Genomic DNA, 25141 nt, shown 5'->3' on the forward strand with positions numbered 1-25141 from the left:
GGGAGGAAATAAATGCTACATAAAAGAGGTTGTCGGTCTGAAATATTTTTGTCATAATGTGTGCCGGGTGATACAACTATGTTGTTTTATGTTTTATTCGCTATTGGAACTTTAGGGTTCATCGCCCTTTTTTCCGGCCAACCGGGAGAAAGTTTCCTATTCACCATGATGGCGGGAACCGTGTCGGGGTTGGCATGGCTGTCTTTCGGTCTTTTCGTCAAGAAAAACTGGCGGGGATTTCGGGGGAAAAACGGAATGCCCATCCGGATATCCTTGGGTATTCTCGGGACCCTCGCGCTCATCATGAGCCATTTCTTCTGGGTCGACTTTCCCCGTTTCGTGACCCAGGATTACCGCACACTGAAGGGCATTCCATCAGAGGTCGAATATCACTCGGGGTCCGGAGAAACGGATGAACCGTTTTTCGTTACGGTCGAAGGTGTCAGACTTGAGTTGCTGCCCGTCCCGGACATATCCAAGGAAAAAGCCGAAGAGAGATATTTTGAAATCAAATATTTCCCTTATTCGAAATGGATTGTCGATTATGAAATAGGAAGCGCTAGGGATTGATACAAGAAAAAGAGACCCGCGGGGTCTCTTTTTTGTCTATTATAGGGTATTTGCACGTCTCGCGTTCGTGCCGGTTACCGATGATGAGGCAGTGCTTTCCTAAATCATTCACGCTTCCCGAGAAATGGGACCTCGCTTCATCTGATCTCCCATTCATGGTAAAAATGAAGTCATCCATTGGGTTCCATGTTTGAATGGCTTTCAGGATATCAGTTGCTCTCACAGTCGTCACAAGAAGTATTTGATAACTCCATCACAGAACACTCGTTCGAATTATTCACAGTGCCATTTTTTTAAACCGGTGTTGGAGAATTCATCATTTACCTTCTTTCAATTCCCGCCTATGATCTGACTGTCCAGTTGCCAACAAGGGTATAAAAAACGCAGCTCCCTTCTTATAGGAAAGCTGCGCATTTGTTAATCTCTGCTGAACCTTGTTTTCTTCGCACACTTATCTAGATAAAAACTTTCAACCCCACTGGTATGAAGCGCGACGCCATCTTCCAAAAACCACCATGTACCTTTGTCCAGCTGTTTGGTGATGAACTCAGAAGCTTCCCGTTCATTCATATCTTCGCTCAATTCCAGGTCATGCGTCACTACACGCTTACTGTCCAGCAAGAAAATCACGTGCCACTCTTTTTTTGATGCCATGTTAACCACTCCTTTTCCTATATGTAACTTACTATTACTTACCCACCTGCTTTTTAGTTTAATCTTAAAATTAAAACTCATACATTTTTTTCAACAGACATAGGTAAAGGCGTCTGTTTATTCCAGTCTTCCATCGATGTTTTTGATGATAAAGTTCTGTGGCTCGATATGTATTAGCAGCTTTCGCAATTATATTAGCAGGTTCAGTGAATATATTAGCAACTTTCATGGGTTTATTAGCACCTTTAGTGTATATATTAGCGACTTTCCTGCATTTATTAGCCGTTGCACCTCCTCCTTTAATAACCGGTGCAACGGCCTGAAACAACAAAAAAGCCACGCCGGAAGCGTCGCTTTCGATCAGTCTTTATGTAGGGGGAGGTGCGCCAGATGTACGCCAAGAAGTTCTTCGATTTGCTTTCCCACAAACAAAGAAAAACCAGCGAGTGACATATGAGCGAGCGACAGGTATAAGACATCCCTCCAATAAGTGTTTTAGGTCGTCCTGTCTACACATTTATTTTACCACTTGTCCTCATTGAATCCTGTTAATTCTACGTAAAGACTGGTCTTTGTTCTCTTTGTACAACCATTGTATGCAGGATGATTTACAAATAGACGAGTCTTCGTTACAATATCAAAAGTTCATTTAATACTAAGTAAACAAATCGGATTTAGGAGGAATAAAACATGCTACAACAAACTGTCCAGCAGACAGCCGAAGAAAACAACCGTTCGACCGTTGTCGCTCCATTAGATCCGGTACAAAAACCATTCGTATGGATCGGAGCGATCCTATCGCTGCTTTTATTTATAACGATTGTATCTGTCACCACCTTCACGCAGGGCGTATTATTCTTGATCGGCCTTGCATTTGGACTCGTGCTTCTGCATGCAAGGTTCGGCTTCACTTCAGCCTTCAGACGGCTGATTTCCGTCGGGAATGTGCAGGGACTTCAAGCACACATGCTTATGCTAGCTGTTGCGACAACACTTTTTGCCATTATATTAGGAACAGGATTCAGCTTTACAGGTAACGCGCCTCAAGGCTATGTGTTCCCTGTCGGCATCAGTGTCGTCTTCGGTTCCTTTATCTTCGGAATGGGCATGCAGCTCGGATCCGGCTGTGCATCCGGTACGCTTTATACCGTCGGAGGAGGTAAATCTTCCATGATCCTCACGCTGCTCGGTTTCATCGGAGGATCCGTACTCGGTGCTTATCATATCGGATTTTGGCGCGAAACGCCGACACTTCCGGCTATTTCATTAGCGGAATCTACAGGCTTCGGTTATTTCGGTGGCTGGATTTTACAATTGGCGATTTTCTTAGGCATCTATGGCATTACGGTTAAAGTGGCCCGGAAAAAGAACCCGCCGAAAATGGCGCCACTCAAAACGACGACCGGTTTGAAAAAACTGTGGCGCGGGGCGTGGCCGCTGCTTCTTGCTGCTGTGATCCTGGGCGTATTGAATGCCATCACCCTTGCGGTACGCGGCAACCCTTGGGGCATCACTTCCGCCTTCGCGCTTTGGGGATCCAAGTTCATCCAGATGTTCGGCGTCGATGTCGCAAGCTGGACGTACTGGTCCAATGATCCCGCACCATTGAATCAAACCGTTCTTGCCGATTCCACAAGTGTCATGAACTTCGGCATCATCCTTGGTTCGTTCATCGCGGCAAGCTTCCAAGGAAACTTCAAGCCTGGAAAAATCAAACCAGGCATTGGAGCGGCATCCATCATCGGTGGTGTGCTCATGGGCTATGGTGCACGCCTTGCGTTCGGATGTAATATCGGCGCATATTTCGGCGGCATCGCTTCCTTCAGCCTGCACGGCTGGGTTTGGATGATCATGGCACTTGCCGGCACGTACCTCGCTCTGTTCCTGCGTCCGATGTTCGGAATGAAAAACCCGAACCCGAAAGATTCCATCTGCTAAATGAAACCCTCCAGCTTCCGGGCTGGAGGGTTTTTATCATTTGTTGATATATAGAATATTCAGCCGAAATGTACCTGCATTTCATTGATATATTGGCGATTTAACCGATATATTTTAAATTCGGCCGATATAACCGAAATTTAATTGATATTCGTCCGAACCACCCACCTGTTTCTTTTTCAAAAAATGTGGTATGATAAGAGCAGATAAAGGATACACATAAGAAAAGGACCACAGCTGGCACTGCGGTCCTCCCGGATCAGCGCTTCAGCCAAAGGGCGCAGCCTTAAAATAGACTCACCCGCATTCACGTCAGAATAGGGAGTCTATTTTTTTTATGCGTAAAATCGCGACAACTAAGCCGAGAACGGAAACGATGAACGAACTGAAAGCGATCATCACCATCAACGATTCATACATACTCAGAGGCATCACCCCCTTTGCTCCGGGGTTAGCCGACACCCTATTCAATTGGCGTAAAGCGTGATCCACTTTAAATTATACCATGTCCTTCCACGGAAGCAGACAGGCTTTTTGAACTAACTGAAATGGAAGAAAAAGTAAGACCTGGTCACCCAAGAAATGGGTGACCAGGTTTTACATATTATACCAATATAAATCAAGATACCGTCCTTGTTTGCTCTTCGGCCGGCATTTGTTTCAGCTGGCGTTTTTTCCTGTTAGCCAGGAAGTATTGTACAGCCATCACGGCTAAGAGGAACGATTGAGCGGCAACCGTTTCCCAAGTCGGATAAATGCCGAGTGCATCCACGTTACTCATCCCCTCAATCCTGTGGACAGGGATGATGTTCGTGATTTGTAAGGCATGCAGGCTCACTCCTGTAAATTTGAAGGCAATGTAATAAATCAGAAGGCTTGCGGCCATGAAGAACGGCCGAACCGGTATCTTAATGCTCAACTTAATTAGTAACACGCCTAGGACCAACAGCAGGACCAGAGCACTTCCCATTCCCAGCAGCAATTGAGACAGGGAGATGGATGGGGCGAGCCCCAAATAGAAGATGATCGTTTCTGCCCCTTCACGAAAGACCGCGATGAACGTAATCAAAGCAAGCATCCACTTGGCTCTTTTATTCATCGCTTGATTCAACTTACGATGGATAAATTGGTTCCGGGCGAGAATATTCGACTGCTTGTGCAGCCATCCTCCTACGAACAACATCATAACGACAGCTACAAGTCCCGTGACACCTTCGATGATTTCACGGTTGGCACCTGCCTCAAGACCAGCGAAGACCATCGTCAATAACACGGCCATTCCGCCACTCACGATAAGACCGCTTCCAAATCCGCTCCAAACCCAAATGCGTTGGTTTTCATTATCCGTTCGTCTCAGGTAAGCAAGCAATGTCGCAATGATCAAAATCGCCTCAAGCCCTTCACGGAGAAGGATAAAGAACGCATCCCATGCAGAATAGCTGCTTTCTCCGGCAAAAGGTTCCAAATCCGCTTTCAGCTTCTCAATCATCTGATTGGATTTCCCGGCATCCGGCTGAGCAGAGCTCAACTCACTCAACACGTTCGTCATGGTGACCTCTGTTTCGTTATAAACTTTTTGAGACTTCGTCAGAACTTTACCTTCAACGATGGGCCAGGACTGTATGAACTGTTCCATATTTCCAGCCGCTTCGCTCATCTGGTTCTGATCGATGTTTTTTTGCGCTTGTTCAAGCAGGCCGATCAATCCGGCCATCGTGACATCTTCTTGAGCTACGGTCTCTCCTGTCGTTTTCCCGTCTAAATAATCATGGATGGCTTGTTTCAATTGTGCCACAGCTTCTGAAGCTTGTTTGCCATCGACAGGATCTTTATTTAAGGAGACCCGGACCATCGCCATCTTTGTTTCTATGTTTCCATACGCTTTGACGCTCGTTTCGCGTATCGGCTTTTCAAGAGCGGTCCAGGAAGTAACGAACGCACGATTCAATTCTTGAGCCTTTTTATACTCTCCTTCAACAATCGCTGTATCCAGGACATCCAACTCAGCGATCAAATTTTGCAGCCCTTGCCGGTCCACCTGTGCCTCTTGCTTTGAGGAAGAACTCACAAAATCATCGGTAGCACGGGCGAGGCTCACAATTTGATCATACAACTGGTCTTGATCCATGGATGAAGACTCGAGCATCTCCATAGATCCTTCCAACTCTTCAGTAATGGTGGCTGTGGTTTTCTTTGATTCGCTTGCTTTTTCTGTCTCTTCCCAAATGTCCTGATAGGTTTCAAGCGACTGCCGCAGCGCGTCATAATCTTCACTTCTCACTTCCACCAGTGCATTACCTACGGTAGGCAGCAGTTCTTCTTTTCCTTCAGCTGCCTGGACAGGATGCAGGAACGCGGATCCTACTATCAGAAAAACGAACGTGACCCAAGCGATTTTTGTTAGATGTCTCGCATACATGCTGGTCATCCTTTCCTACGTGTATCGAATTTTAAAAAATGGAATCGCCAATATAGCCACCTTTGCTTGTCCCCCCCAGGACAGGCGAAGACAGCAGATCCGATATGTCGGATGTACTCATTCATGCGATCAGAACCGGCCATCCGTTTTTGAATAGGGACAAATTGTTTGAATGGATCCTTCTGGTATGAGATGAACAACAGCCCTGCATCCAGCTGGGCGCGAGTCGGGTCCATTTCACTGGAATAGGAATAAGAACGTCGATGAATTTTTTCTGATCCATCCCCACGCGCCAGACTAATATGTGAATCCTTTGGAACGTAAGGCTTTCCATTTTCATCTCTTTTGTCAAAGTCCACGTCATCAAATTCTTCTTTCTGACCTAAAGGTGCGCCTGAGACTTTATCACGCCCGAATGTTTTCTTCTGTTCACTGAGGTGCGTACGATCCCAGACTTCCAGAAGCATACGGATTCTTCTCATGACCATGTAACTTCCATTTTTCATCCAAGGGGCTTCCTGCCCGTTCGACCAGACGATTTCGTCGTACTCTTCTTTTGTACGAGGGTTGACGGTTCCGTCTTTAAATCCGAACAAGTTGCGTGGAGTCGACTGTTTGACATTGGATCCATTGGTTCGTTGAAACCCGGATTGCATCCACTTCAATGTCACAGCCCCACGGCCGATCCGGATCAGATTACGGATGGCATGGAAAGCCACCTGCTTATCATCCGCACACACTTGGACACACAAGTCTCCCCCTGTCCACTGATCTTCGATTTGATCACCTGGGAAAGCAGGAAGCGCTTGGAGACGTTTCGGCTTCTTACTCGCCAACCCGAAACGGTCCGCCCCCCTCTTTATCGAAAAATGTTGGACCAAATCCATAGGTGATCGTAAGATTGGAGGCGGTCAATCCATCCGCTTCTCCTGTATCAGCGGGAGGAACGTAAAGGTTATCCTCATAAGAATCAATCAATTTCGCCTGGGACATCTTCTCAGAAGCAATCGTCCAGTCTTTGAATAACTGACGGACATCTTTTAATGAGTTGGTCGTAATATCCAAGGAAATTAGGTAAACGTAGGTTTGTGGAGGAGTGACGATCCCAGCCTGATGCTTTCCGTAGAAAGGAATCTGGTCATCTTTCAAAGTCGTCTCTTCCCTGTCACTTTTCGTATTTCCGAGTGCCGTAATGGTTCCGAGACCGCTTGCACCGACAAGGAGACCTAGCCCCCCAGCCCCTGTCCGATAAAGCATTTCCCGGCGGGTGATTTTTTTTGATTCATTGTTGTCATTACTCATCGTTTACATCCTTTCAAGAATGAATTGCATAAAGCCACTAGACAGAAAACCTAGTGGCTCGTTGAAAATTCATTTTACGATTTCTCAAGTACCGTTCCGATTTGTGAAAGGGGTTCTGCTAAAGCATCAATGGCCTTACTCAACTTTTGGGTGTCTTCTTCCGTCAAGTCCGTGTATGAGACATACCCTTCCCCTTTTTCGTAGTCTTCTAAGGCCGTATAGACATCAGCAAAACGCGTCTCCAGCGTAGTACTAAGCTCTTGATTTTTCTCTTTCAACACAGGATTCAGTAACTCTACGATCCGTTTCGCGCCATCGACGTTGGCTGCGAAATCATATAAGTCGGTATGAGAATAGCGTTCTTCTTCGCCTGTAATCTTGGATGAAGATACTTCATTGAGAAGGTCGACGGAACCAGTGACCAGCGTTTGTGGGGCTACTTCAGCAAGTTCCACTTTCGCTCGTAAAGCTTTTACATCATTCAGCAACTGTTCCGCATACGTTTCAGCGCCTTCGGTCGTGTTCTCTTCCCATAGGATTTTCTCGATGCGGTGGTATCCTGTCCATTCTTCCTCAGGGACATCGCCTTCACGGGCATCGATTTTCGGGTCAAGCTCGCCCATAGATTCAGCAATCGGTTCGATCCGCTCGAATGGCATTCTAGCTACAGGATAGAGTGCCTTCGCCTCTTCAAGATTGCCTGCTTGGACGGCTTCGACGAATTTCTGTGTCTGTTGTACAAAAACGTCCGTTTGCTCAAGACCATACTGGCGGTACTCAGCTACCGCCTCTTCCAGCTTTTTCTGTGCTTCTCCATCTACTTGTTCGGTCTGCTTCGTTTCTTCTTCCTTGATCTCTTTTCCTTCTGCTTCTTGATCCGTGCTGCATCCGGTAAATAACAAGGTCGGTACGAGCAGGGATGTATAAATTAAGTTCGACATTTTCATATGTATGTACGCCTCCGTCATTGATAATGATTTTCAATATCTATTAATCTATTATACTGATAATCATTATCATGTAAAGAGTTTGTTCAATATTTTGTCATATTCATACAAAAAGCCCCTGCCTCCTATCAAACAGGGTGTAGATATAGGTATTTCTTTAAGATATTTTGGAGGAAATTTTTTATATTGAAAACACTCCAAATAAAAAAAGGAGGGGAGCCCCTCCTTTTTTATAACAACTTCGCGACATACTTACGGCTTCTCGGTCCATCAAACTCACAGAAATAAAGTCCCTGCCACGTGCCAAGCACAAGCCGTCCATCTTCCACAAGAAGTGTCTGAGCATGTCCGACCGTGCTCGTCTTCATATGGGCAGCTGTGTTTCCTTCCGCGTGGCGATCTTCCGGGTGGTCCCATGGATACACTTCACGGAAGCGGCGCAGCATGTCTGTCTTTACGTCAGGGTCGGCGTTCTCATTCACCGTCAGGCCTGCCGTCGTGTGCATCGACTGTACAACGACAACACCGTCCTTGACGCCCTCTTCTCTAATCCAGTCCTGAACTTGGCTGGTTACATCAATCATTTGATCGTGGTGATCGGTTTTAACATGAAACGTCTTCAACATATCCTCAACCTCCGATTTCTGAAGCGGCGAACGCTTCTAGTTTTTCATAGGTCGCATTTTCTTCTTCAAAAAATTCCTTCTCTGAAACTTCAAAGGTGCGGGCTTCTAAATCGATGTCGACCTCGGCTACATAGACATTGGTTCCATTCCCGCGCAGCTGGATGGAGAAACGTCCGTCGTCCTTTTCTACGACACAGTTGACGAGTCCCCCTTTATTGATGACAACGATCGGTGTATCCAGCTCATTCGGACCTAGAATCGTCGATACGAGCGAAGACGCACTCATCGCGGTTCCACAGGCATTCGTCAAGCCAACCCCGCGCTCGAACGTCCGGACGAAGATTTTGTTTTTCTCTAACACCTGGACGTAGCTCACATTCACGCCGTTTGGAAAAACATCCGGAAGATTGTTCGCCTTTTTCCCAACCGCAAGCAACTCCTCCTGATCGACGGAATCGACGATGCTCACGATATGTGGGTTGGGTACGCTTAAGGCTGTGAATGTGCGTGTATCGGACAACTCTGGAATTTTCACATCCACGGCTTCTTTCCCGACCGCATTCATCGGCAGGGACTCGACCTCGAAACTGACAGGCTCAATCATGACAGAAAACGTATCGATCTCTGGGAAGATTTCCTCCACTTGTGAAACGGGAAGGACCGCTTTTTCTGTTTCAATCGCGATTTCCTTTTTGCCGAGTTTCTCAATCATATGGCGTGCCACACAGCGCAGACCGTTGCCGCACATTTCCGCTTCTGTGCCGTCTGAGTTGAACATCCGCATCCGGCCTTCTGCTTTTTCACTCGGCATCACAAAAAGAATGCCATCCGAACCGATCCCCTTTTTCCGGTCACACAATAATAATGAGAGCTCCTCACGCTCTTTTTCTGAAAAACTCATGTCGTTTTCAATCTCATCGATCAGGATGAAATCGTTCCCCGATCCGTGGCATTTGATGTATGGAATCTTCATAGTCAACCTCTCCCCTGGCGTTCATTTTTTCATTATCATAGCATACATACGCGTAAAAAAAGAAGCGTGTGACCGTTAAGTCGCACGCTTTTTCATCAACCATAAAAAGTAGGGGGCTCCGATCAGGGCGACAAGGATCCCTGATGGAATTTCGTTCGGCGCGAGCAGTGTCCGGCTGAACAAATCAGCGACCACCAACAGCGCACCGCCAATCAGCATCGTAACAGGCAGAAGCTTCTGATTGACGCTCCCTACAAGCAGCCGTGCCAGGTGCGGTGCGATCAGGCCGACGAAGCCGATTGAACCGACAGCAGCGACACTGCAGGCGGCAAGCAGTGTGGCAATCAACGCCATTTGGAACCGGACGTTCACGACACGCAGTCCGAGCCCTTTGGCCGTATCGTCTCCAAGGGACAGGACGTCGAGCGTTTTAATGTAAAACGCAAGGAGCGGGATGAACAACAATACAGGCCAAATCAAATATTGTAAAAGCTCACTCCACCCTTTGGCATACGTCGTTCCGGAAAGCCAGGTCAACGCAGAAGCTACGCTGATGTCGGCCTGAACGACCATGATTTGAATCAATGCCGAACCGAACGCCGACATGCCGATTCCGAGTAAGGCAAGCACGGTGGGCTGAAACTCCGCTTTTGCTCCTAAGGCCATAACGACAATGAAGAACACCAAGGCCCCAGCCATCGCCCCGACCGGAATCCAAACGGCCGACACACTGAACCAGTAAATCGTCATCAATGCACCGACCCCGGCGCCGGAAGTAATCCCGATCACGGATGGGTCAGCAAGCGGGTTTCGTAACACCCCTTGGAAAATGAGCCCACTGACTGCGAGAACCGCTCCGCTGAACAAAGCAACCAGCGCGCGAGGCAGCCTCAAGTCTACGATCAAACCTTGAAGGAAGGTGTTCGCTTCCCCGAAGAACGCGTTGTAGGTAACCAACGGTTCAAATCCGTAGTTTCCAGAAGCAAGGCTGACGAGCAGCGTAATCGTAATAAGCACCAGCAAAACAGGCAGCAGTTTTTTCATGGACAAGGCAGCTGAATTCTTCCCTGCCATAATCGCCCCGCTGTCCTGGCTTCCTGTCCGCTTCATCCGCATCACAAGCCAGATGAGCCACGGCGAACCGACAAGTGCCGTAATGGCTCCGACCGGCAGTTCATTGAAGGAAGGATCAATAACTCGGGCAAGAACGTCCGCTAAAAGAAGCACGTTTCCTCCCCATAAAAACGACCCTAAGATAAGCGGCAAGTGTGCTCTGTACCCGATGAGCTTGATTAAGTGCGGCGCAACAAGTCCGACAAAGCCGATCGGTCCGACGATACTGACCGTAATACTTGTTAAAAGAACCGCAGCGATAATCGTCACTACCTTAACGCTGCGCACATTTTGCCCGAGCGCCGTCGCAACATCGTCACCGAGGGTCAGTGTGTCGAGCTTACTCGAGTAAACCATCGTCACGACTACACCGACGATGATTACCGGCAGCGAAAACGTGACGCCATCCCAGTCATTCTGAATCAGTGTTCCAGATCCCCATAAAAACAGCCCCTGCGTTTCATTTTCATAAAAAATCTGCAGAACGGATGTGAGCGCTGAGAATAGGAAGGTGACAATCATCCCGGCTAGCACCATCCGGACAGGTGAGGCATCAGAACCACCGGAAAGAACGTAAACAAACAGGAACGTCAGAATCCCTCCGATAAAAGCGGTCATGATTCCATTGCCAACCATAGCAGCCGGTAGGAAGATCGTTGTGACAACGACCGCAAAATACGTTCCGGAATGGATGCCGAGTGTACTGGCAGAAGACAACGGATTTTTCGTAACGGTCTGCAATATCACACCGGAAACGGCAAGTGCCCCACCGGCGATGATTCCCATCACCGCCCGCGGCATCCGGAGTGTACGGACCGTATGGTGCTGCAGCGTATCCTGAGGATTGAAGATCGATTCAACCACGACCCCCAGCGGGATCTCTACATTGCCTTGATTGATATGTATAAATGTTAAAAGACACAACAACGCGGTCCCACCTCCGAAGGTGAGAACCGCAATCATTGTGTTCTTAAGTGTAGAATTCATAACATCCACTCACTTTATTTTTCTTCAAGTGCTGCGTTGACCACTTGTTCAGCTAAGACTTCTGCGGATAGTGGGCCACCGAAGGTCCAGGCATCCCCCGGCATTTGATACGTACGGTCTTCTTTTACGAACGCAAGATTTTCCCAAACCGGGTTTCCAGCCAGTTGATTTTCAAAAATGTTGTCTTCTTCCTGAACGATGTAGAAAAAGTTAGAGTCCTGATAGTTTTGCAGCGCTTCGACGGTTGTTTCGGTGTAGCCGTACACTTCAAGCTTTTCAGACTCATAATCATTCTTCATACCCATGCTGTTCATGATCTGTGCGACCATTGAGTTGTCTGTGAACAAACGAAGCGTCGGCGTGTCCTGCATCGTGAACGCTTGAGTGATTACATAGTTCATACCATCTTTCCCTGCCTCTTCAAGGCGGGCTTGCTGCTCTTTGAATGTCTTCTCCATATCAGAAAGGACTTGTTTAGCTTTGTCCTTTTTATCGACGATTTTCGCCATCGTATTGAACTCTTCTTTCATATTCTTGAACTGATCCTGTGCTGCTTCTTCAGAGTATGGTGCAAACATGACAGTTGGTGCGATGCTTTCCAAATCTTCTTTGATCGCATTGTGACGGAAATCAACACCGATGATCAAATCAGGGTTCAAACGGGAGATCGCTTCCAAGTTCGGCTCCTGACGCGTTCCGACGTCTTCCACTTCTTCACTGAACGGAATACCGACGTTGACCCAGTCACCATAGTTTTCAAGACCAGCGACACCGACCGGCTCCATGCCAAGCGCCTGAAGGTTTTCCGCATACGTCCACTCTAAAACAACGACTTTCTTCGGTGTACCTTCAATCGTCTGCTCTCCGTTCGCATCTTCAATCGTGACCGAACGCGTTTCCTCTTCTGTTGTTTCTTCTTCCTGCTTTTCTGTCCCTTCGCTCTCTGATCCTTCCTCAGATCCGCCTCCACAGGCAGCTAAAACGACAAGCCCTAGCATAAGGGCAAATAACCAAACCTTCTTCATGATCGACATCCTTTCACTCGTTTCTATTATGTAGAATCCTTGATCAATTGCTTCATCTTTATACCCTTGTAAGAAAAACACTGATTGATAAAGATTCTCATTATCATTACGATTAATATGCTACCTCAAGCTCAAATTTCTGTCAATGAAAACTTTTCTCAATTAAGAGACTGCGAAATGTTAAGACGCTAGCCGCAGGATTACGAATCCATCTCCTCCAGCCAGTCATAAAAAACCAATCCTTTTCGAGACTCAAAGCCTTCCTTCCGCACCACCTGTTTAAACACTTCCATTAATCCGCCATAAAAATAGCGCAGCAATTCTGTACGCACCATCCCTTTTTTATATGCAAAAACCGCCTGCTTGAACGTCTCGTTGATCTTATCCAAATAATGCTCGACCGGCTGATTCAGCTTCCATTGTTTACACGCACTCTGGACCGTCCGCCAAGCCGGTAACACCTGCTCCACGCCTACGAATGGCTGAGTGGTTTCAATGAAGGAAACTGGTATGAACGATGGAAGAAACGTCGCATCAAACGGTACAACTTTACTAATAGAAGATTTCCACTGTTTTTTCTCTGTTTCGGTTGTGGATTTGAGCGGTTGAGGGTTGTCCTGTTGGGGAATTTCCGTTTCTTGTGGGGTGTCACGATGGATGTCATGAGGGGTGTCATCCGAGGGTAAAAAAAGATCCAGCTGGGGTAAGAACACGAGCAGGTTGCCACCCTGCCGCCCGTTCGGTTTGGTTGTTTTCACTTTTTCAATGAGCTTTTCTTTCACTAAGCATCTTAATGCACGAATCACTGTACTCTCGCTCAATCCAGTCCCTTTCACGATCGTTGCTCTTTTCGGAAAAGCAACACCGGGAAATTTGACGGCATGTCGCCAGATGAACGTGAGTACCTTGAGTGTGCCTTCTGACAGATAAGCCTTTCTTTTGTATAAAAAACTGCGCACATGCAGATCGAGCTCTTTTTTATCTTTGAAGCGCTGATGGTCCTTTAAGCTGTTACAATCCATATCTCTCCACTCCCCATTCATGGTCTCAAACTATAATCGATAGAAGTGAGAGTTTGGTGTCTAAGTAAATGAATGTTTTCATAAAATGTAGAGTTCGGACACTTTGGATTGGCAATCGGTCACTTTCGAACTGTGTTAAGTCACTTTCCCGCGACGTTAAGTCATTTTGACCACCCACCCGGGCACTTTCATACAGTACGAGCCGTGTGAAACTTCCGAAAAACCTGTTTAAACAAGCATCAAAAAGGTAATTCTAAAATTGTCGGCCCAATTTATGAACATTTTGTGTCCAAAGTGCGAATTTTTTGTTACAATAATATCAAAGAAAACGTTTACATTAAGGAAACATCAATAAGGAGATGATTTTCATGGGTGCGATCGTAATGTTCTTGATTTTGGCGACAGTGGCTCCATTTCTATTCTTACAAGCGAAAAAGATGGCTTTCGCCGTCGCGCAATCGATTCTGCTCATCGGCATGTGGTTGTACTTCTTCCAAGTGACGATGTACGCAGATCCAGGAGTATTCTCCATCACATGGTCTATGTTCTACCTCGGTTTGATCGGCGCGCACGTGGCCTGGGTGATGTTTATCGTAGCGACGGTGAAATCAAGCCCTGGATACAAAGAAAGCTTAACCAAAGAAAAAGAAACGCTCCTTTCCTGATTTCAGGAAAGAAGCGTTTCTTTTTTTAATCTCTTGGCTGAAGTTTGTACAGTTGGATCATCGCCTGTACAAAACTGAAACCAGTGAGAATATATAAAACAAATTTAGGGTCATAGGAGGAATAAAGCGCTCCGCCTAAGGAAAATGCCGTCAGCAGTATGCAAAGAACGAATCCCACTAAATCTTTCCACGGCCATCCGGCCTCCATCGGCATGTTTTGTTTTTGTTCCATCCTGATAACCCCCATTTGTTTTAGTGACCGCTATGGTCTTCTGATTGCTGCTCTTCGTGCTGTTGGTTGTCGCCCATATCCCCGTTGTCTCCATGGTCATGCCCGAAGGACATAACGAAAAGGGAGCCTGCGACAAGGATACCAGCGAGTGCGAAGCCGTGGAACATCATGTTCCATGGCACATGCCCATTTCCGCTTGAAGCTTCTGTGACGTGCATGAACATGAACAATTGAACGCCTGCCTGCAAGAGAGCCAAAATCATGATGCCGATGATGACCCATGTGACAGGCAGATTGGATTGAATTGCTGCCCATGCGGCCACCAGCGTCATGACGAGTGACAAGATGAATCCAATGACGTGATTCATCGGTACGCGTTTTTTAGAATCGGCCATATTAAATCACCATCCCAATCAGATAGACACTCGTGAAGATGAAGATCCAAATGACATCAAGGAAGTGCCAGTATAAGCTGATGATAAAGAATTTACGGCTGGTGACGTTCGTCAGTCCGCGCTTCTTGATTTGGATCAAGAGCAGAGTCGCCCAGCCGACACCGAGCGTGACGTGCAGTCCGTGTGTTCCGGCAAGGATGAAGAACGCCGACCAGAAAGCAGCGGACTGGACCGTTGCTCCTTCGTGCGTGTAGTGGACGAATTCAAAAATCTCAAAGCCAAGGAATCCAAGACCAAGAGCTAACGTAATGATCATCCAAAGGATCAGCCCTTTGACCGATCCCCTTCTCATTTCATGAATCGCAAGTCCACATGTAAAACTACTCGTCAATAGCAGGAAGGTCATGACAAGAACGATGCCCGGTTCGAACAATTCACCCGGAGTCGGTGCATCAGCTGTACGTCCAAACAATACCGCATACGTGGCAAAAAGGGTCGCGAAGAGGACGACTTCGGCTCCAAGGAAAATCCAGAAGCCCATGATGGTCATCTGACCTTCTTGGGTGCGATATTCTAGTGGACCTGTTTTCAGTTCTTCCGCAGCCATATCATAACCCCCTCGCTTTTTTCTCTGTACGTTTGATTTCTTCTACCGGTACATAATACCCGTCGTCATAATCGAAGGAACGGCGGATCATCATGAACACGGCACCGATTAATCCGAAGACCGCGACATACATCCATTCGAAGACGAGACCGAAACTCGCAAGTCCAAGGAGTGCCATCATGATGAACGGCTGTCCTGTGTAACTTGGCATGTGGATCGGCTTCACTTTGTCTTCTTCAAACGTCGTCTTGCCTTCTTCTTTCATACGGATATATGGATCGATTTCGTCCACATATGGAACCGTTGCAAAGTTGTAGTAAGGTACTGGTGTCGTTGTCGCCCATTCAAGCGTACGACCGTTTCCGTTCCAAGAGTCGCCTGTTGTTTCGCGCTCACTGTAACGGAAGCTGTAGTACACGTTGTAAACGAACACGATGAAACCAAGTCCCATTCCGAAAGCACCGATGGTTGAGATGACGTTCAATGGAAGCCACTCAGCGACGTTCGTAATGAACAAACGACGCGGCATGCCGTCAAGGCCTAGGAAGTATTGTGGGAAGAAGCACACATGGAAGCCGAAGAAGAACAACCAGAATGCCCATTTACCCAAACGCTCGTTCATCTTGTGACCGAACATTTTCGGATACCAGAACACAAGACCTGCGAAACAGGCGAATACAGTACCTGCGATCAGCACGTAGTGGAAGTGCGCGATCAGGAAGTACGAGTTGTGGAACTGAAAGTCCGCTGCCGCCATACCGAGCATGACACCTGTGACACCACCAAGGATGAAACTTGGGATGAAGGCCAGTGACCAAAGCATCGGTACAGTGAACTCGATTTTCGATTTATACAAGGTCGCAAGCCAGTTGAAGATCTTCACTCCGGTCGGTACGGCGATCAACATCGTCGATACAGAAAAGACGGAGTTGACGAATGCGCCGGCACCCATCGTGAAGAAGTGGTGGACCCAAACTAAGAAACTAAGCAATGCGATGACGATCATGGACCAGACCATCACATGGTAGCCAAACAGACGTTTTTTCGCGAATGTGGCGATGACTTCGGAGAAAATACCGAAGGCAGGAAGAATAACGATGTACACTTCCGGGTGTCCCCACATCCAGAACAGGTTCGCCCACATCATCGGCAGGCCTTCCCCTGTCAAAGTAAAGAATTGTGCACCGAAAACACGGTCAATCGTAAGTAGCGCAAGAGCTACGGTCAAAATCGGGAACGCGAATACGATGATGAAACATGTCACCAATGTCGACCATGTGAAGATCGGCATATGGAAAAGCTTCATGCTAGGAGCACGCATTTTCAAAATCGTGACCATCAAGTTGATCCCTGTAGCAAGGGTACCAATTCCTGATAGCTGCAGTCCCATAAGGTAAAAGTTTTGTCCAGGTCCAGGGCTCATCGCTGCACCGGAAAGCGGCGTGTAACTTGTCCACCCGGCATCCGGAGATCCTCCGATGACGAAGGAAATGTTGAAGAGCGCCATTCCGAAGAAGAAGGACCAGAAACTTAGCGCGTTCAAATATGGAAACGCGAAGTCACGCGCTCCGATCTGAAGGGGAACGATGATGTTCATGAGTCCGATCAAGAACGGCATCGCCATGAAAATGATCATGATCGTTCCGTGTGTTGTGAAAATTTCGTTATAGTGTTGGGAGTTCAAGAATCCCAAATCAGGAAATGCCAGCTGCACCCTCATCATCATGGCGTCCACGCCACCACGGAATAACATGAGAAGGGCGCTTAAAATATACATGACACCGATTTTCTTGTGGTCAACGGTCGTCAACCATTCGCTCCAAAGCCATTTCCATTTTTTGAAATACGTCAGAATGAAAAGGAGGGCGAGCCCAACTAAGGCCATCGATACCATGGCACCATAGATGATCGGTTCACCGGTGACTAGAATATCTGTAATGTGCATGTCTTCACCTGCTTTCTTTACGTTCTATTGGAAGCTTTCTTGTTTGTCGATTTCATATAAATGAAGCTTCTCTTTGAATTGTTCACGGTACTTTTCAACGACGTAACCCATACCTTCTCTCGTATGGTGCTTCACATAATCCAAGTGTGTGTTTGAATAAGATTGTACGTCGGTCATTCCAGGTGCAAGCAGCTCATCGTAACGATCTGCTGTCAGCTCTGGAGCTTCATTTTTAATTTCATCTGCCCATGTATTGAACTCTTCTTCGTTCTCGGCATAGACCTTGAACGTTTGAGCAGCAAAACCTTCCCCATTGAAGTTCGAGTTACGTCCATCGTAGACCCCTTCTTCATCGGCCTGCAGATATAATTTCGTCATCATACCTGCCATGTTGTACTTTTGACCGCCGAGTGCCGGAATCCATAAAGCTGACATCGAATCTGCGGATGACAGTCTGAATTCAATCGGACGATCGGTCGGGATGTGTAAGTAGTTCACGGTTTCAATATCCTGCTCCGGATAACTGAAGAACCATTTCCAATCCGCGGTTGTCGCATAAACAACAAGCGGCTCTTTCACCTCTTCACCGGCAGCGGGCTCCGGAGGCTTTTCCAAATCGAAAAGTGTCGTAACCGTCGGTATGGATAATAGGACAACAATAATAATAGGAATAATCGTCCAGATGACCTCGATGGTCGTATTTCCATGCAGATTCGGGTCATAGTCACTTTCTTTACGTCCCGGTCGGTTCTCTCGGTACTTGATGAGCATGTAGGCAAATAGAGCAAACACGACAACAATGATTCCAAGCATGAACCAAAGGGAGTATACAATCAGGTCATATTGACTTTGAGCGACCGGCCCTTTGGGATCGAGCACAGTCATTTCCAACTGCCCGCACCCGCTTAAGAAAAGAATCAAGCCGAGCGGCAGCAAACCTAACCATCTATTTCGGAGATGTTTAGCTTTCATGAATCTTAACCCTCCTATCAATCTGTTAAATTATAAGTATAAAACTCGGAAACTAGGAGCTGTTATACGTATCAGGGCTTGACTGATTATATCAGATTTTGCGGAATTTGAAGTACATGTTCACAACTTTGTCATACATCGTTCACGAACTTTTAATAAATCCGCCACATGATAGACGCTTTCAAGGAAATTACTAACAATTTAATAAAAAATAGGATGTTTGTTCAGAAAGGGATTGGTATTTTTAAAACGTCGACATAGCAAGAACAACCGGGGATGATGAGCTCTCCCATCTCCGTTCCCTTCCAGCAGGTGAACCAAAACCTTTTCCATACATTCGTGGCTTATAGGAAATTCAACTTTCAGGTAAAAAAATAAGAACCTGATTCACTGTAAAAGTGAAACAGGTTCTCTTTTTTGATGAAACACCTTTTATGGAAGAAGGACGATTTTTCCTTTTTTGCCCGATTCCTTGAAATACTGCTGCGCTTCCTTCGCTTCTTCTAAAGGGAAGGTACGATCGATGACAGGTTGAATTTTTTGTTCAGAGATCGCTTTTAACATCCGTTTGAATTCTTCCCGTGTACCTAAAACAGATCCATACATGGTGATGTGCTTCAAATAAAGGGTACGGAAATCAAGTTCTGTCTTTTGACCGCCGGAAGAACCGGATGTACAGAATTTCCCGCCTTTTTTAAGCACGGTCAAAGCCGTAGAGAACAAGGCATCTCCGACAACGTCAAGCACCGTATCAATCGGACCGCCGTTGGCCTCTAAAATTTCATCCGACAGGTTCTCGGATTTATAAGACAGGACATGTGTCGCTCCGAGTTCCTTCATTCTCTCTTCCATACTCAAATCTCCGACAAGAGCGATGACGTCTGCTCCGAAGACTTTCGATGCGATTTGCACGTTCAGCGAGCCGACACCGCCGTTAGCACCCGTGACCATCACCGTTTCGCCCGGTTTCGGCTGCACTTGTTCTACCATATGCCAGGCTGTCATGCCACTGACGGAAAACACACAGCTTTCTGTGTAATCTTCAAGGGGCATATCAAAGCAAAGCTCTGCCGGCCAAACGACATACTCCGCATACCCTCCATCATACTCGGAGCCGATGAAGGACATGTCTTCCGAAATGTGTTCCTGTCCATCCGGACCACTGGACGTGAATGGAAACAGAACGACGTCTTTCCCCATCATCGTTTCATCCACTTGTTCGCCGATCTGGACCACTTGTCCGGTAATATCAGAACCCGGGGTACGTGGGAATTGAACGCCTTCCGGACGCCAGCCTGATTTGCCGCCTTGTCCATAAGCCCCTTCCCTCATCCAGATTTCTGTATTGTTAATGGCACAGGCTTTCACCTGCACGAGCACTTCGTTTTCTTTCGGTTCCGGAGTCGGGATATCCACCAGCTTTAACTGATCGACATCACCGTATCCAGTCACTTGTACAGCTTTCATCTCAAGGCACCTCTTTCCGATTCGCTTTTCTCAACTAATATGCGACATTTATCATAAGGTTATTCAACGTTTCCATCAAGTAATCGGCTCACAGCATCTATTCAGGAACCCATCACTGGCAGAAACACCTCGACCTCTTCCCCATTTTCCGTCGGGTGATAAGTTTCTACAATATAGGAAAGCCAATTCCGCGTAAGATTTTGATCAGCAGTCCACTGCCCCACTTCCTCATATAGGAGGTCTACGTGTTCGATGGACCCTTTTGCCGACACATAGGTGCCGGAAACCTCCAAATACTCCATCCCTTTGGGAACATGGCTTGGCTTATCTCTTACCAGAATCCCAACATAATAATGACCTTCGAGATGACCTTCCCCCCATTTTGGCTCAAAGAGAGCGATTTCGATATTGGTATGATGTTCGATCTCCCTCGTCCGATGTAACAGCTGTCTCGCAAATTCAGGAACTTCGGTTGCGAAATTTTCAAAAGCACCGTGACCCTTGATACCGACTATTCGAAAGGTGTGAGTGTTTGTTTGCATGGTGAAACTCTCCGTTCTGAAGGAACCGTTTTGTAGTCGCCTAGAGTTCCTTTATTAAATAGTAGTGCTTGAAATCTCTTCCCACGTGTTCCAGTACCCCAAACTCGCGATATCCATGCTTTTTGTAAAAACCATGCGCTTGAAAACTGAGGGTATCGACTTTGATAAAATCGCAGGCCTTTTCCCTCGCGATTCGTTCCGCTTCCATTAATAGCTTTGATCCATGCCCGGACCCGCGAAGCTCTTCATCGATCATGAGGGTATCAATCTCGAGCCAGTTCCAGCAGATTTCACCAAGCAGTCCTCCATGTACATGATCGTCTCTATCCTTTACATAAAGCTGGATTTCCTCATACCTGCCTCTCAAGTCTTCTGGAAAGTGTTTCAGGTTGTATTCGTACAATTTTTGGTCGATCTTGTTTTTGTTATCGCTCTGATGTTCACGCGTTAATTTCAGCTGCATCATTTCTCCATCCCTCGATTCATATTTAGACGAGTTTCTTCTATATTAACGGGAATCCACAAACCGTTCTTCTTCCTTTTTGCTTAACCTTTGTTTAGCTGAAGCTGTATGAGGGAGGACAGGGACATGCTGGTAGGCTTTGGCGAGACCAAACAAGGGCATATTTCCGTATATGACTTCATGCGCCCCGTCCTTCACTTTATACGTTTCATGGTAAATCCCGACGGCCGGGTTATCCTTCACTTTTCGATTGAAGTTTCTCCACGCCTTCAAATGTTTCGGAGCTTTAGCATAAGCATAAAGCTCGTCTTCCGACCGCCAATATTGGATCATCAATGTCGTTCTGAGATTGATGAAGTTTTCTGCGGAGAAGAATCCATTGTCCTTCTGTGAATAGAGTTCCTGAATCATCGGGGGCATCGCAAGCAAAACCGGCAGCCATTTATGGACAGCCCTCCACTTGTTCACCCTCATCCCAATTAAAAACACAATCACTTCGTCATCAGCTTCCGCGGTATATCGTCCCGGAAATACTTTAGCAGCCATCCGCTTCCTCCTTTTATGTAAAACGCGCCATCAATATCGTCGAATAATAATTCCCATCCGAAAGCCGCTTGTCTTTTTTCAGCACCCCTTCCACCTCAAATCCAAAACGCTGATACATCTCCATCGCTTTCTCGTTTGTTTCAAGGACACGGAGGGTTATTTTCAACATTCCATTTCCTTCAGCCCAGCGGATCGACTGCTGCAAAAGCTCTTTACCGACACGGTATCCCCAATAATCTTTTAACACTCCTACACCAAACTCTACTTGGTGGGAGAGCCTAATCAAATCACTACCCGCACATCGGCTGAAGCCGATGATGGCACCTTTTGATTCAGCGACAAGGAATAAACGGTTCGGCTTAGCTCTATCCCTATTGATGAGCTCTTCTAAATCGGCCTCACTTAAGTATCCCTCTCCCGGTTCTCGGTCCAGGTATTCGGTTTCACCGTCAATCTGTAGCCTGACTTGAGAAAGTGCCTGCGCATCCGCTTCTTGAGCGACTCTTACTACATAGGACAGATCACGAACCACACATGTACAGTCTTCCATCTTCTCCACACACCCTACCAACATCATATAATTCTAAATATTCTCTTAATTATAACATGACTCGTAAACAACCATCGGATATAGAAAAAGTAAGACCTGGTCACCCATTTCTTGGGTGACCAGGTCTTACAGATTATCCCATATTCACTTCCTACGAATGCCGATTGTACGGCCGACTTGTTTGGGTGGTTCTTGGTCGGATGTCTTATCATACTCTGCTTTCACATTGGCAGCCACTTCTTCCGGGAATGGCGCCGGGCGGCCTTCATTCTGGTCGATGCCCATCATCATCTCCTCGAGCGTCGCAGCAACTTCCCCTTCAGCATTGTGCATTTCCAAAAACAAATGAATACGCTTCGCATCAAAATCCAAAACGCGGGCTGAGACTTCAAAGGCTTTCCCTTCGTGCATCTCTTTCAAATAACACGTGTGCGTCTCAAGCGTGAACATCGTGTACTGGTACTGCTCACGCCCCTTCTCATCGAGGCCGATCCAATCAATAAACGCATCGGTAGCAAGGCTGAACGCACGATTATATTCAGCATCATTCATATGCCCGTTATAATCGACCCATTCACTTGGAACGCTTTGTTTGTAAGAAAAGGATGACACAAAAACCCCTCCTTTACACGTTGGTTTTTTCTGTTTCCTGTGGCCAGTATTCCTGAACAAGATCATACAAACGGATCAGGAATTCATTACGGTTCTGATCGAGTTCAGACATGCTCATGCCATTCGACTGCTCTTCACATCCGGTCACGACTTTCTCGTAAAGTTCATCGGTTAATTCCGGAGCTTCAAGCTTCGTCCATGGCTTTTTCAAAGCCGGGCCGAACTGTTTCAACATGTGTCGCATGCCGCCTTCTCCACCAGCCAGGTGGAACGTGAGGAACGGTCCGTACTGCGCATAGCGCATGCCTGCCCCGTGGGTGAAAGCTTTGTCGACTTCCTCTGTCGTTGCGATGCCTTCATTGACGATATGCAGGGATTCTCTCCAAATCGCTTCAATGAGACGATCGGCAATGTGGCCTTCAATCTCATGACGCACAAGCAGCACACTCATGTTCAAGCTTTCATAAAAAGCCTTCGCTTTGTCTACGTTCTCCGTCGTTGTCTGTTTTCCTGCCACGACTTCCACGAGCGGCAGAATATACACCGGGTGGAACGGATGCGCGACGACCACGCGTTCCGGATGTTCCAAGTTCGCCTGCAGTTCGGATGGCATGATGCCTGACGTACTGGATCCGATCAAGGCATCAGACTTCGCATGTTGATCGATGTTCTTAAGGACCGTCTGCTTCAACTCTTCCACTTCCGGTACGTTTTCATGGATAAAGTCCGCATCCTTCACGGCATCCGCCAATTCTTTTTCAAACGTCAAGCGGTCTTTGGATGCTCCTTCCGCAAGCCCGAGTGCTTCAACATAAGGCCATGCCTGATCGACCGCACGACGCATGCGCTCTTCTGCTCCTTCTGCTGGATCTGTCGCGACGACGTCATACCCTTGCGCAAGCATACGGGTGATCCAGCCGTTTCCGATGACTCCTGTTCCGACGACGGCTATTTTTTGTACAGTCATGATTACTTCCCTCCGTGTGGATTTCTAAGATTGTAATAGTCACGTGCTTCCTGCGGCGTCATTGGCTCAAGATCAAGGCCACGAAGCATCGTCACCGCTTTGTCGACAAGTTGTTCGTTTCTGGCCACCACACCTTTAGATAGGTAGATGTTATCTTCAAGACCTACACGAACATTTCCGCCAAGCATAGCCGCTTGAGACGCCATCGGCATTTGCATACGGCCGATGCCGAACGCGGACCAGTGCGCATTGTCAGGGATACGGTTCTTCATATAAAGCATCGTTTCCGCATCAGCGGCTGCTCCCCACGGAATGCCAAGACAGAATTGATACATCGGATCGCCATCGATCAATCCTTCTTCCACCAATTGATTAGCAAAACGAATGTGCCCGGTATCAAAGCATTCAAGCTCCGGTTTCACACCACTTTCCTGGATCAATTTCGCCTGATCACGCAGCCAGTCGGTCGGGCTCATGTAAATCATGTTGCCGAAGTTCGTACTTCCACAGTCAAGCGTGCACATTTCTGGTAAAAGTTCTCCAACCGGTTCATGACGCTCCGCCGGCGTTTGGATGTCTGTCCCATCACCACCAGCTGCCGGTGTATTTAAACTTGGAATAAAATCACCGCCGCCTCCGGACGTGATGTTAATGATGACATCCGTTTCTGATTCACGGATGCGATCGACGATTTCACGGTAGTGCTCCAAGTTATGACTGATCCCACCCGTTTTCGGATCACGGGCATGGACGTGAGCAACCGTCGCGCCTGCTTTTGCCGATTCAATCGCAGATTCTGCGATCTCTTTCGGTGTTACAGGTACATGTGGATTTTTCTTCATTGTATCTCCCGCTCCTGTCACGGCAGATGTCAGCAATACTTTATTTTTCATTCCAAAGGTCCTCCTTTGAATTTGTTTGTTTAATCAACCAGCACAAACTATACCATCTGGACTGTTTAGTTTCAAATGCTTTTTATGGATTTTTCATTAAAACCTTTTTTCTTCCCCTGTATGAGGGACATCAACGACTCAGCCATTCAAGCAATTTTTCCTTTTCACAATGGATGAACAATAAACAAAGCACAAAACATACGAAAATCAGTGAAATATAACTTCCCATCCTATCATTCCTTGAATATGGCTTTATATTCTCCCATTTGCACCCTTATACATGTTTTGAAACAAAACCGTCCAGATTGTACAGTTTAAAAAGTCACAGACGAAACAACCGCATTTGAATAAAGGAGGAATAGCCATGAAGAAACAACTCATGGACTGGAAAACGTTCGGAGGCGCACTCGCCTTATTACTATTCGTATCATTGCCTCTGATCATTTTCCCTGAACAAGGAAAAGAGATTGTGCTAGCGGCGAATGAGGTCGTTACACAACGATTAGGATTCTTATTTTTATCTGTCGGATTAATCATGCTGCTCTTCTTACTGTTTGTCGGAGTAAGCCGCTATGGAGATATCAAGCTCGGAGACGCCGAAACGAAAGCGGAATTCAAAACGAGCTCCTGGGCAGCGATGCTGTTCACAAGCGGGATCGGAACGGGGATTCTCTATTGGGGCGTGATTGAGTGGGCCTACTATTACCAT

Annotated in this window: 27 protein-coding genes and 1 pseudogene; 4 read left to right on the forward strand and 24 right to left on the reverse strand. The window is 46.9% G+C overall.

What is annotated here, in order from left to right; translation table 11 throughout:
• The first annotated feature begins 78 nt into the window (after positions 1-78).
• Complete coding sequence (locus LC065_RS17145) at positions 79-570, forward strand: hypothetical protein (RefSeq protein ID WP_226588758.1); 492 nt, start codon at positions 79-81, stop codon at positions 568-570.
• 417 nt (positions 571-987) lie between these two features.
• On the opposite strand, the gene LC065_RS17150 is transcribed toward LC065_RS17145, so the two are convergent.
• Positions 988-1224, reverse strand: a complete 237-nt coding sequence (locus LC065_RS17150) for a hypothetical protein (RefSeq protein ID WP_226588755.1) — start codon at positions 1222-1224, stop codon at positions 988-990.
• Between the two features lie 690 nt (positions 1225-1914).
• Between LC065_RS17150 and LC065_RS17155 the strand changes: the two genes are divergently transcribed.
• Entirely contained in the window at positions 1915-3162 is a 1248-nt protein-coding gene (locus LC065_RS17155; RefSeq protein ID WP_226588752.1) for a YeeE/YedE family protein, read from the forward strand.
• 312 nt (positions 3163-3474) lie between these two features.
• Here the strand turns inward: LC065_RS17155 and LC065_RS20570 are convergent, their stop codons facing one another.
• The 10 genes from LC065_RS20570 to LC065_RS17200 all read right to left on the reverse strand — a co-directional run bounded on the left by LC065_RS20570 (position 3475) and on the right by LC065_RS17200 (position 13576).
• Entirely contained in the window at positions 3475-3594 is a 120-nt protein-coding gene (locus LC065_RS20570; RefSeq protein WP_371933357.1) for a putative holin-like toxin, read from the reverse strand.
• Between the two features lie 187 nt (positions 3595-3781).
• A complete protein-coding gene (locus LC065_RS17165) occupies positions 3782-5581 on the reverse strand; it encodes an FTR1 family iron permease (protein WP_306163589.1) in 1800 nt (599 codons plus the stop codon).
• A gap of 5 nt (positions 5582-5586) precedes the next feature.
• Positions 5587-6417, reverse strand: coding sequence for a Dyp-type peroxidase (locus tag LC065_RS20575; RefSeq protein ID WP_371933358.1), 831 nt, complete (start codon positions 6415-6417; stop codon positions 5587-5589).
• Positions 6407-6883 carry a Dyp-type peroxidase domain-containing protein gene (locus LC065_RS20580; protein WP_371933359.1) on the reverse strand — a complete coding sequence of 159 codons (477 nt, stop codon included), beginning with the start codon at positions 6881-6883 and terminating at the stop codon, positions 6407-6409. Before LC065_RS20580 ends, LC065_RS20575 begins: the two co-directional genes overlap by 11 nt.
• A gap of 74 nt (positions 6884-6957) precedes the next feature.
• The gene (gene efeO, locus LC065_RS17175; RefSeq protein ID WP_226588743.1) at positions 6958-7830 is read right to left on the reverse strand and encodes an iron uptake system protein EfeO; all 873 of its coding nucleotides are present in this window, start codon (positions 7828-7830) and stop codon (positions 6958-6960) included.
• 230 nt (positions 7831-8060) lie between these two features.
• Positions 8061-8456 carry a secondary thiamine-phosphate synthase enzyme YjbQ gene (locus LC065_RS17180; protein WP_226588741.1) on the reverse strand — a complete coding sequence of 132 codons (396 nt, stop codon included), beginning with the start codon at positions 8454-8456 and terminating at the stop codon, positions 8061-8063.
• A 4-nt stretch (positions 8457-8460) separates the two neighbouring features.
• Positions 8461-9429, reverse strand: a complete 969-nt coding sequence (gene dapF / locus LC065_RS17185; protein ID WP_226588739.1) for a diaminopimelate epimerase — start codon at positions 9427-9429, stop codon at positions 8461-8463.
• A 75-nt stretch (positions 9430-9504) separates the two neighbouring features.
• The gene (locus LC065_RS17190; protein WP_226588737.1) at positions 9505-11529 is read right to left on the reverse strand and encodes an iron ABC transporter permease; all 2025 of its coding nucleotides are present in this window, start codon (positions 11527-11529) and stop codon (positions 9505-9507) included.
• A gap of 14 nt (positions 11530-11543) precedes the next feature.
• The gene (locus LC065_RS17195; RefSeq protein WP_226588735.1) at positions 11544-12554 is read right to left on the reverse strand and encodes an ABC transporter substrate-binding protein; all 1011 of its coding nucleotides are present in this window, start codon (positions 12552-12554) and stop codon (positions 11544-11546) included.
• Positions 12555-12754: 200 nt separating this feature from the next.
• On the reverse strand, positions 12755-13576 hold the full coding sequence (locus tag LC065_RS17200; protein ID WP_226588733.1) for a helix-turn-helix domain-containing protein: 822 nt from the start codon (positions 13574-13576) through the stop codon (positions 12755-12757).
• A 368-nt stretch (positions 13577-13944) separates the two neighbouring features.
• Here LC065_RS17200 and LC065_RS17205 point away from each other — a divergent pair, with 368 nt between their 5' ends.
• Entirely contained in the window at positions 13945-14241 is a 297-nt protein-coding gene (locus LC065_RS17205) for a hypothetical protein (RefSeq protein WP_226588731.1), read from the forward strand.
• 25 nt (positions 14242-14266) lie between these two features.
• Here the strand turns inward: LC065_RS17205 and LC065_RS17210 are convergent, their stop codons facing one another.
• The 13 genes from LC065_RS17210 to LC065_RS17270 all read right to left on the reverse strand — a co-directional run bounded on the left by LC065_RS17210 (position 14267) and on the right by LC065_RS17270 (position 24432).
• Positions 14267-14473 carry a cytochrome C oxidase subunit IV family protein gene (locus tag LC065_RS17210; protein ID WP_146813506.1) on the reverse strand — a complete coding sequence of 69 codons (207 nt, stop codon included), beginning with the start codon at positions 14471-14473 and terminating at the stop codon, positions 14267-14269.
• A gap of 20 nt (positions 14474-14493) precedes the next feature.
• Positions 14494-14868, reverse strand: a complete 375-nt coding sequence (gene qoxD / locus LC065_RS17215; RefSeq protein ID WP_226588729.1) for a cytochrome aa3 quinol oxidase subunit IV — start codon at positions 14866-14868, stop codon at positions 14494-14496.
• A 1-nt stretch (position 14869) separates the two neighbouring features.
• Entirely contained in the window at positions 14870-15475 is a 606-nt protein-coding gene (gene qoxC / locus LC065_RS17220) for a cytochrome aa3 quinol oxidase subunit III (protein ID WP_226588726.1), read from the reverse strand.
• Position 15476: 1 nt separating this feature from the next.
• Positions 15477-17420 (reverse strand): cytochrome aa3 quinol oxidase subunit I, encoded by a 1944-nt coding sequence (gene qoxB, locus LC065_RS17225; protein WP_306163590.1) that lies wholly within the window; start codon positions 17418-17420, stop codon positions 15477-15479.
• A gap of 24 nt (positions 17421-17444) precedes the next feature.
• Positions 17445-18392 carry a cytochrome aa3 quinol oxidase subunit II gene (gene qoxA, locus LC065_RS17230; protein WP_226588720.1) on the reverse strand — a complete coding sequence of 316 codons (948 nt, stop codon included), beginning with the start codon at positions 18390-18392 and terminating at the stop codon, positions 17445-17447.
• A 432-nt stretch (positions 18393-18824) separates the two neighbouring features.
• Positions 18825-19859, reverse strand: a complete 1035-nt coding sequence (locus tag LC065_RS17235) for a zinc-binding dehydrogenase (RefSeq protein WP_226588717.1) — start codon at positions 19857-19859, stop codon at positions 18825-18827.
• A 101-nt stretch (positions 19860-19960) separates the two neighbouring features.
• The gene (locus LC065_RS17240) at positions 19961-20401 is read right to left on the reverse strand and encodes a GyrI-like domain-containing protein (RefSeq protein ID WP_226588714.1); all 441 of its coding nucleotides are present in this window, start codon (positions 20399-20401) and stop codon (positions 19961-19963) included.
• Between the two features lie 40 nt (positions 20402-20441).
• Positions 20442-20864 carry a GNAT family N-acetyltransferase gene (locus tag LC065_RS17245; protein WP_226588712.1) on the reverse strand — a complete coding sequence of 141 codons (423 nt, stop codon included), beginning with the start codon at positions 20862-20864 and terminating at the stop codon, positions 20442-20444.
• Between the two features lie 45 nt (positions 20865-20909).
• The gene (locus LC065_RS17250; RefSeq protein ID WP_226588710.1) at positions 20910-21410 is read right to left on the reverse strand and encodes a DUF4188 domain-containing protein; all 501 of its coding nucleotides are present in this window, start codon (positions 21408-21410) and stop codon (positions 20910-20912) included.
• A gap of 13 nt (positions 21411-21423) precedes the next feature.
• Positions 21424-21960: a GNAT family N-acetyltransferase gene (locus LC065_RS17255; protein ID WP_226588707.1), complete on the reverse strand. Its 537-nt coding sequence runs from the start codon at positions 21958-21960 to the stop codon at positions 21424-21426.
• 144 nt (positions 21961-22104) lie between these two features.
• Positions 22105-22572 (reverse strand): thioesterase family protein, encoded by a 468-nt coding sequence (locus tag LC065_RS17260; RefSeq protein WP_226588705.1) that lies wholly within the window; start codon positions 22570-22572, stop codon positions 22105-22107.
• A 13-nt stretch (positions 22573-22585) separates the two neighbouring features.
• Complete coding sequence (locus tag LC065_RS17265) at positions 22586-23539, reverse strand: 3-hydroxyacyl-CoA dehydrogenase NAD-binding domain-containing protein (RefSeq protein ID WP_306163591.1); 954 nt, start codon at positions 23537-23539, stop codon at positions 22586-22588.
• Positions 23540-23541: 2 nt separating this feature from the next.
• Positions 23542-24432, reverse strand: coding sequence for a beta-keto acid cleavage family enzyme (locus tag LC065_RS17270; RefSeq protein ID WP_226588701.1), 891 nt, complete (start codon positions 24430-24432; stop codon positions 23542-23544).
• 379 nt (positions 24433-24811) lie between these two features.
• On the opposite strand from LC065_RS17270, the pseudogene LC065_RS17275 reads away from it, so the two are divergent.
• Positions 24812-25084, forward strand: a pseudogene (locus LC065_RS17275) (BCCT family transporter); the annotation flags it as partial.
• Between the last annotated feature and the right edge of the window lie 57 nt (positions 25085-25141).

Origin of the sequence: Halobacillus litoralis (assembly GCF_020524085.2) — a bacterium.
Classification (GTDB): Bacteria; Bacillota; Bacilli; order Bacillales; family Halobacillaceae; genus Halobacillus; species Halobacillus litoralis_E.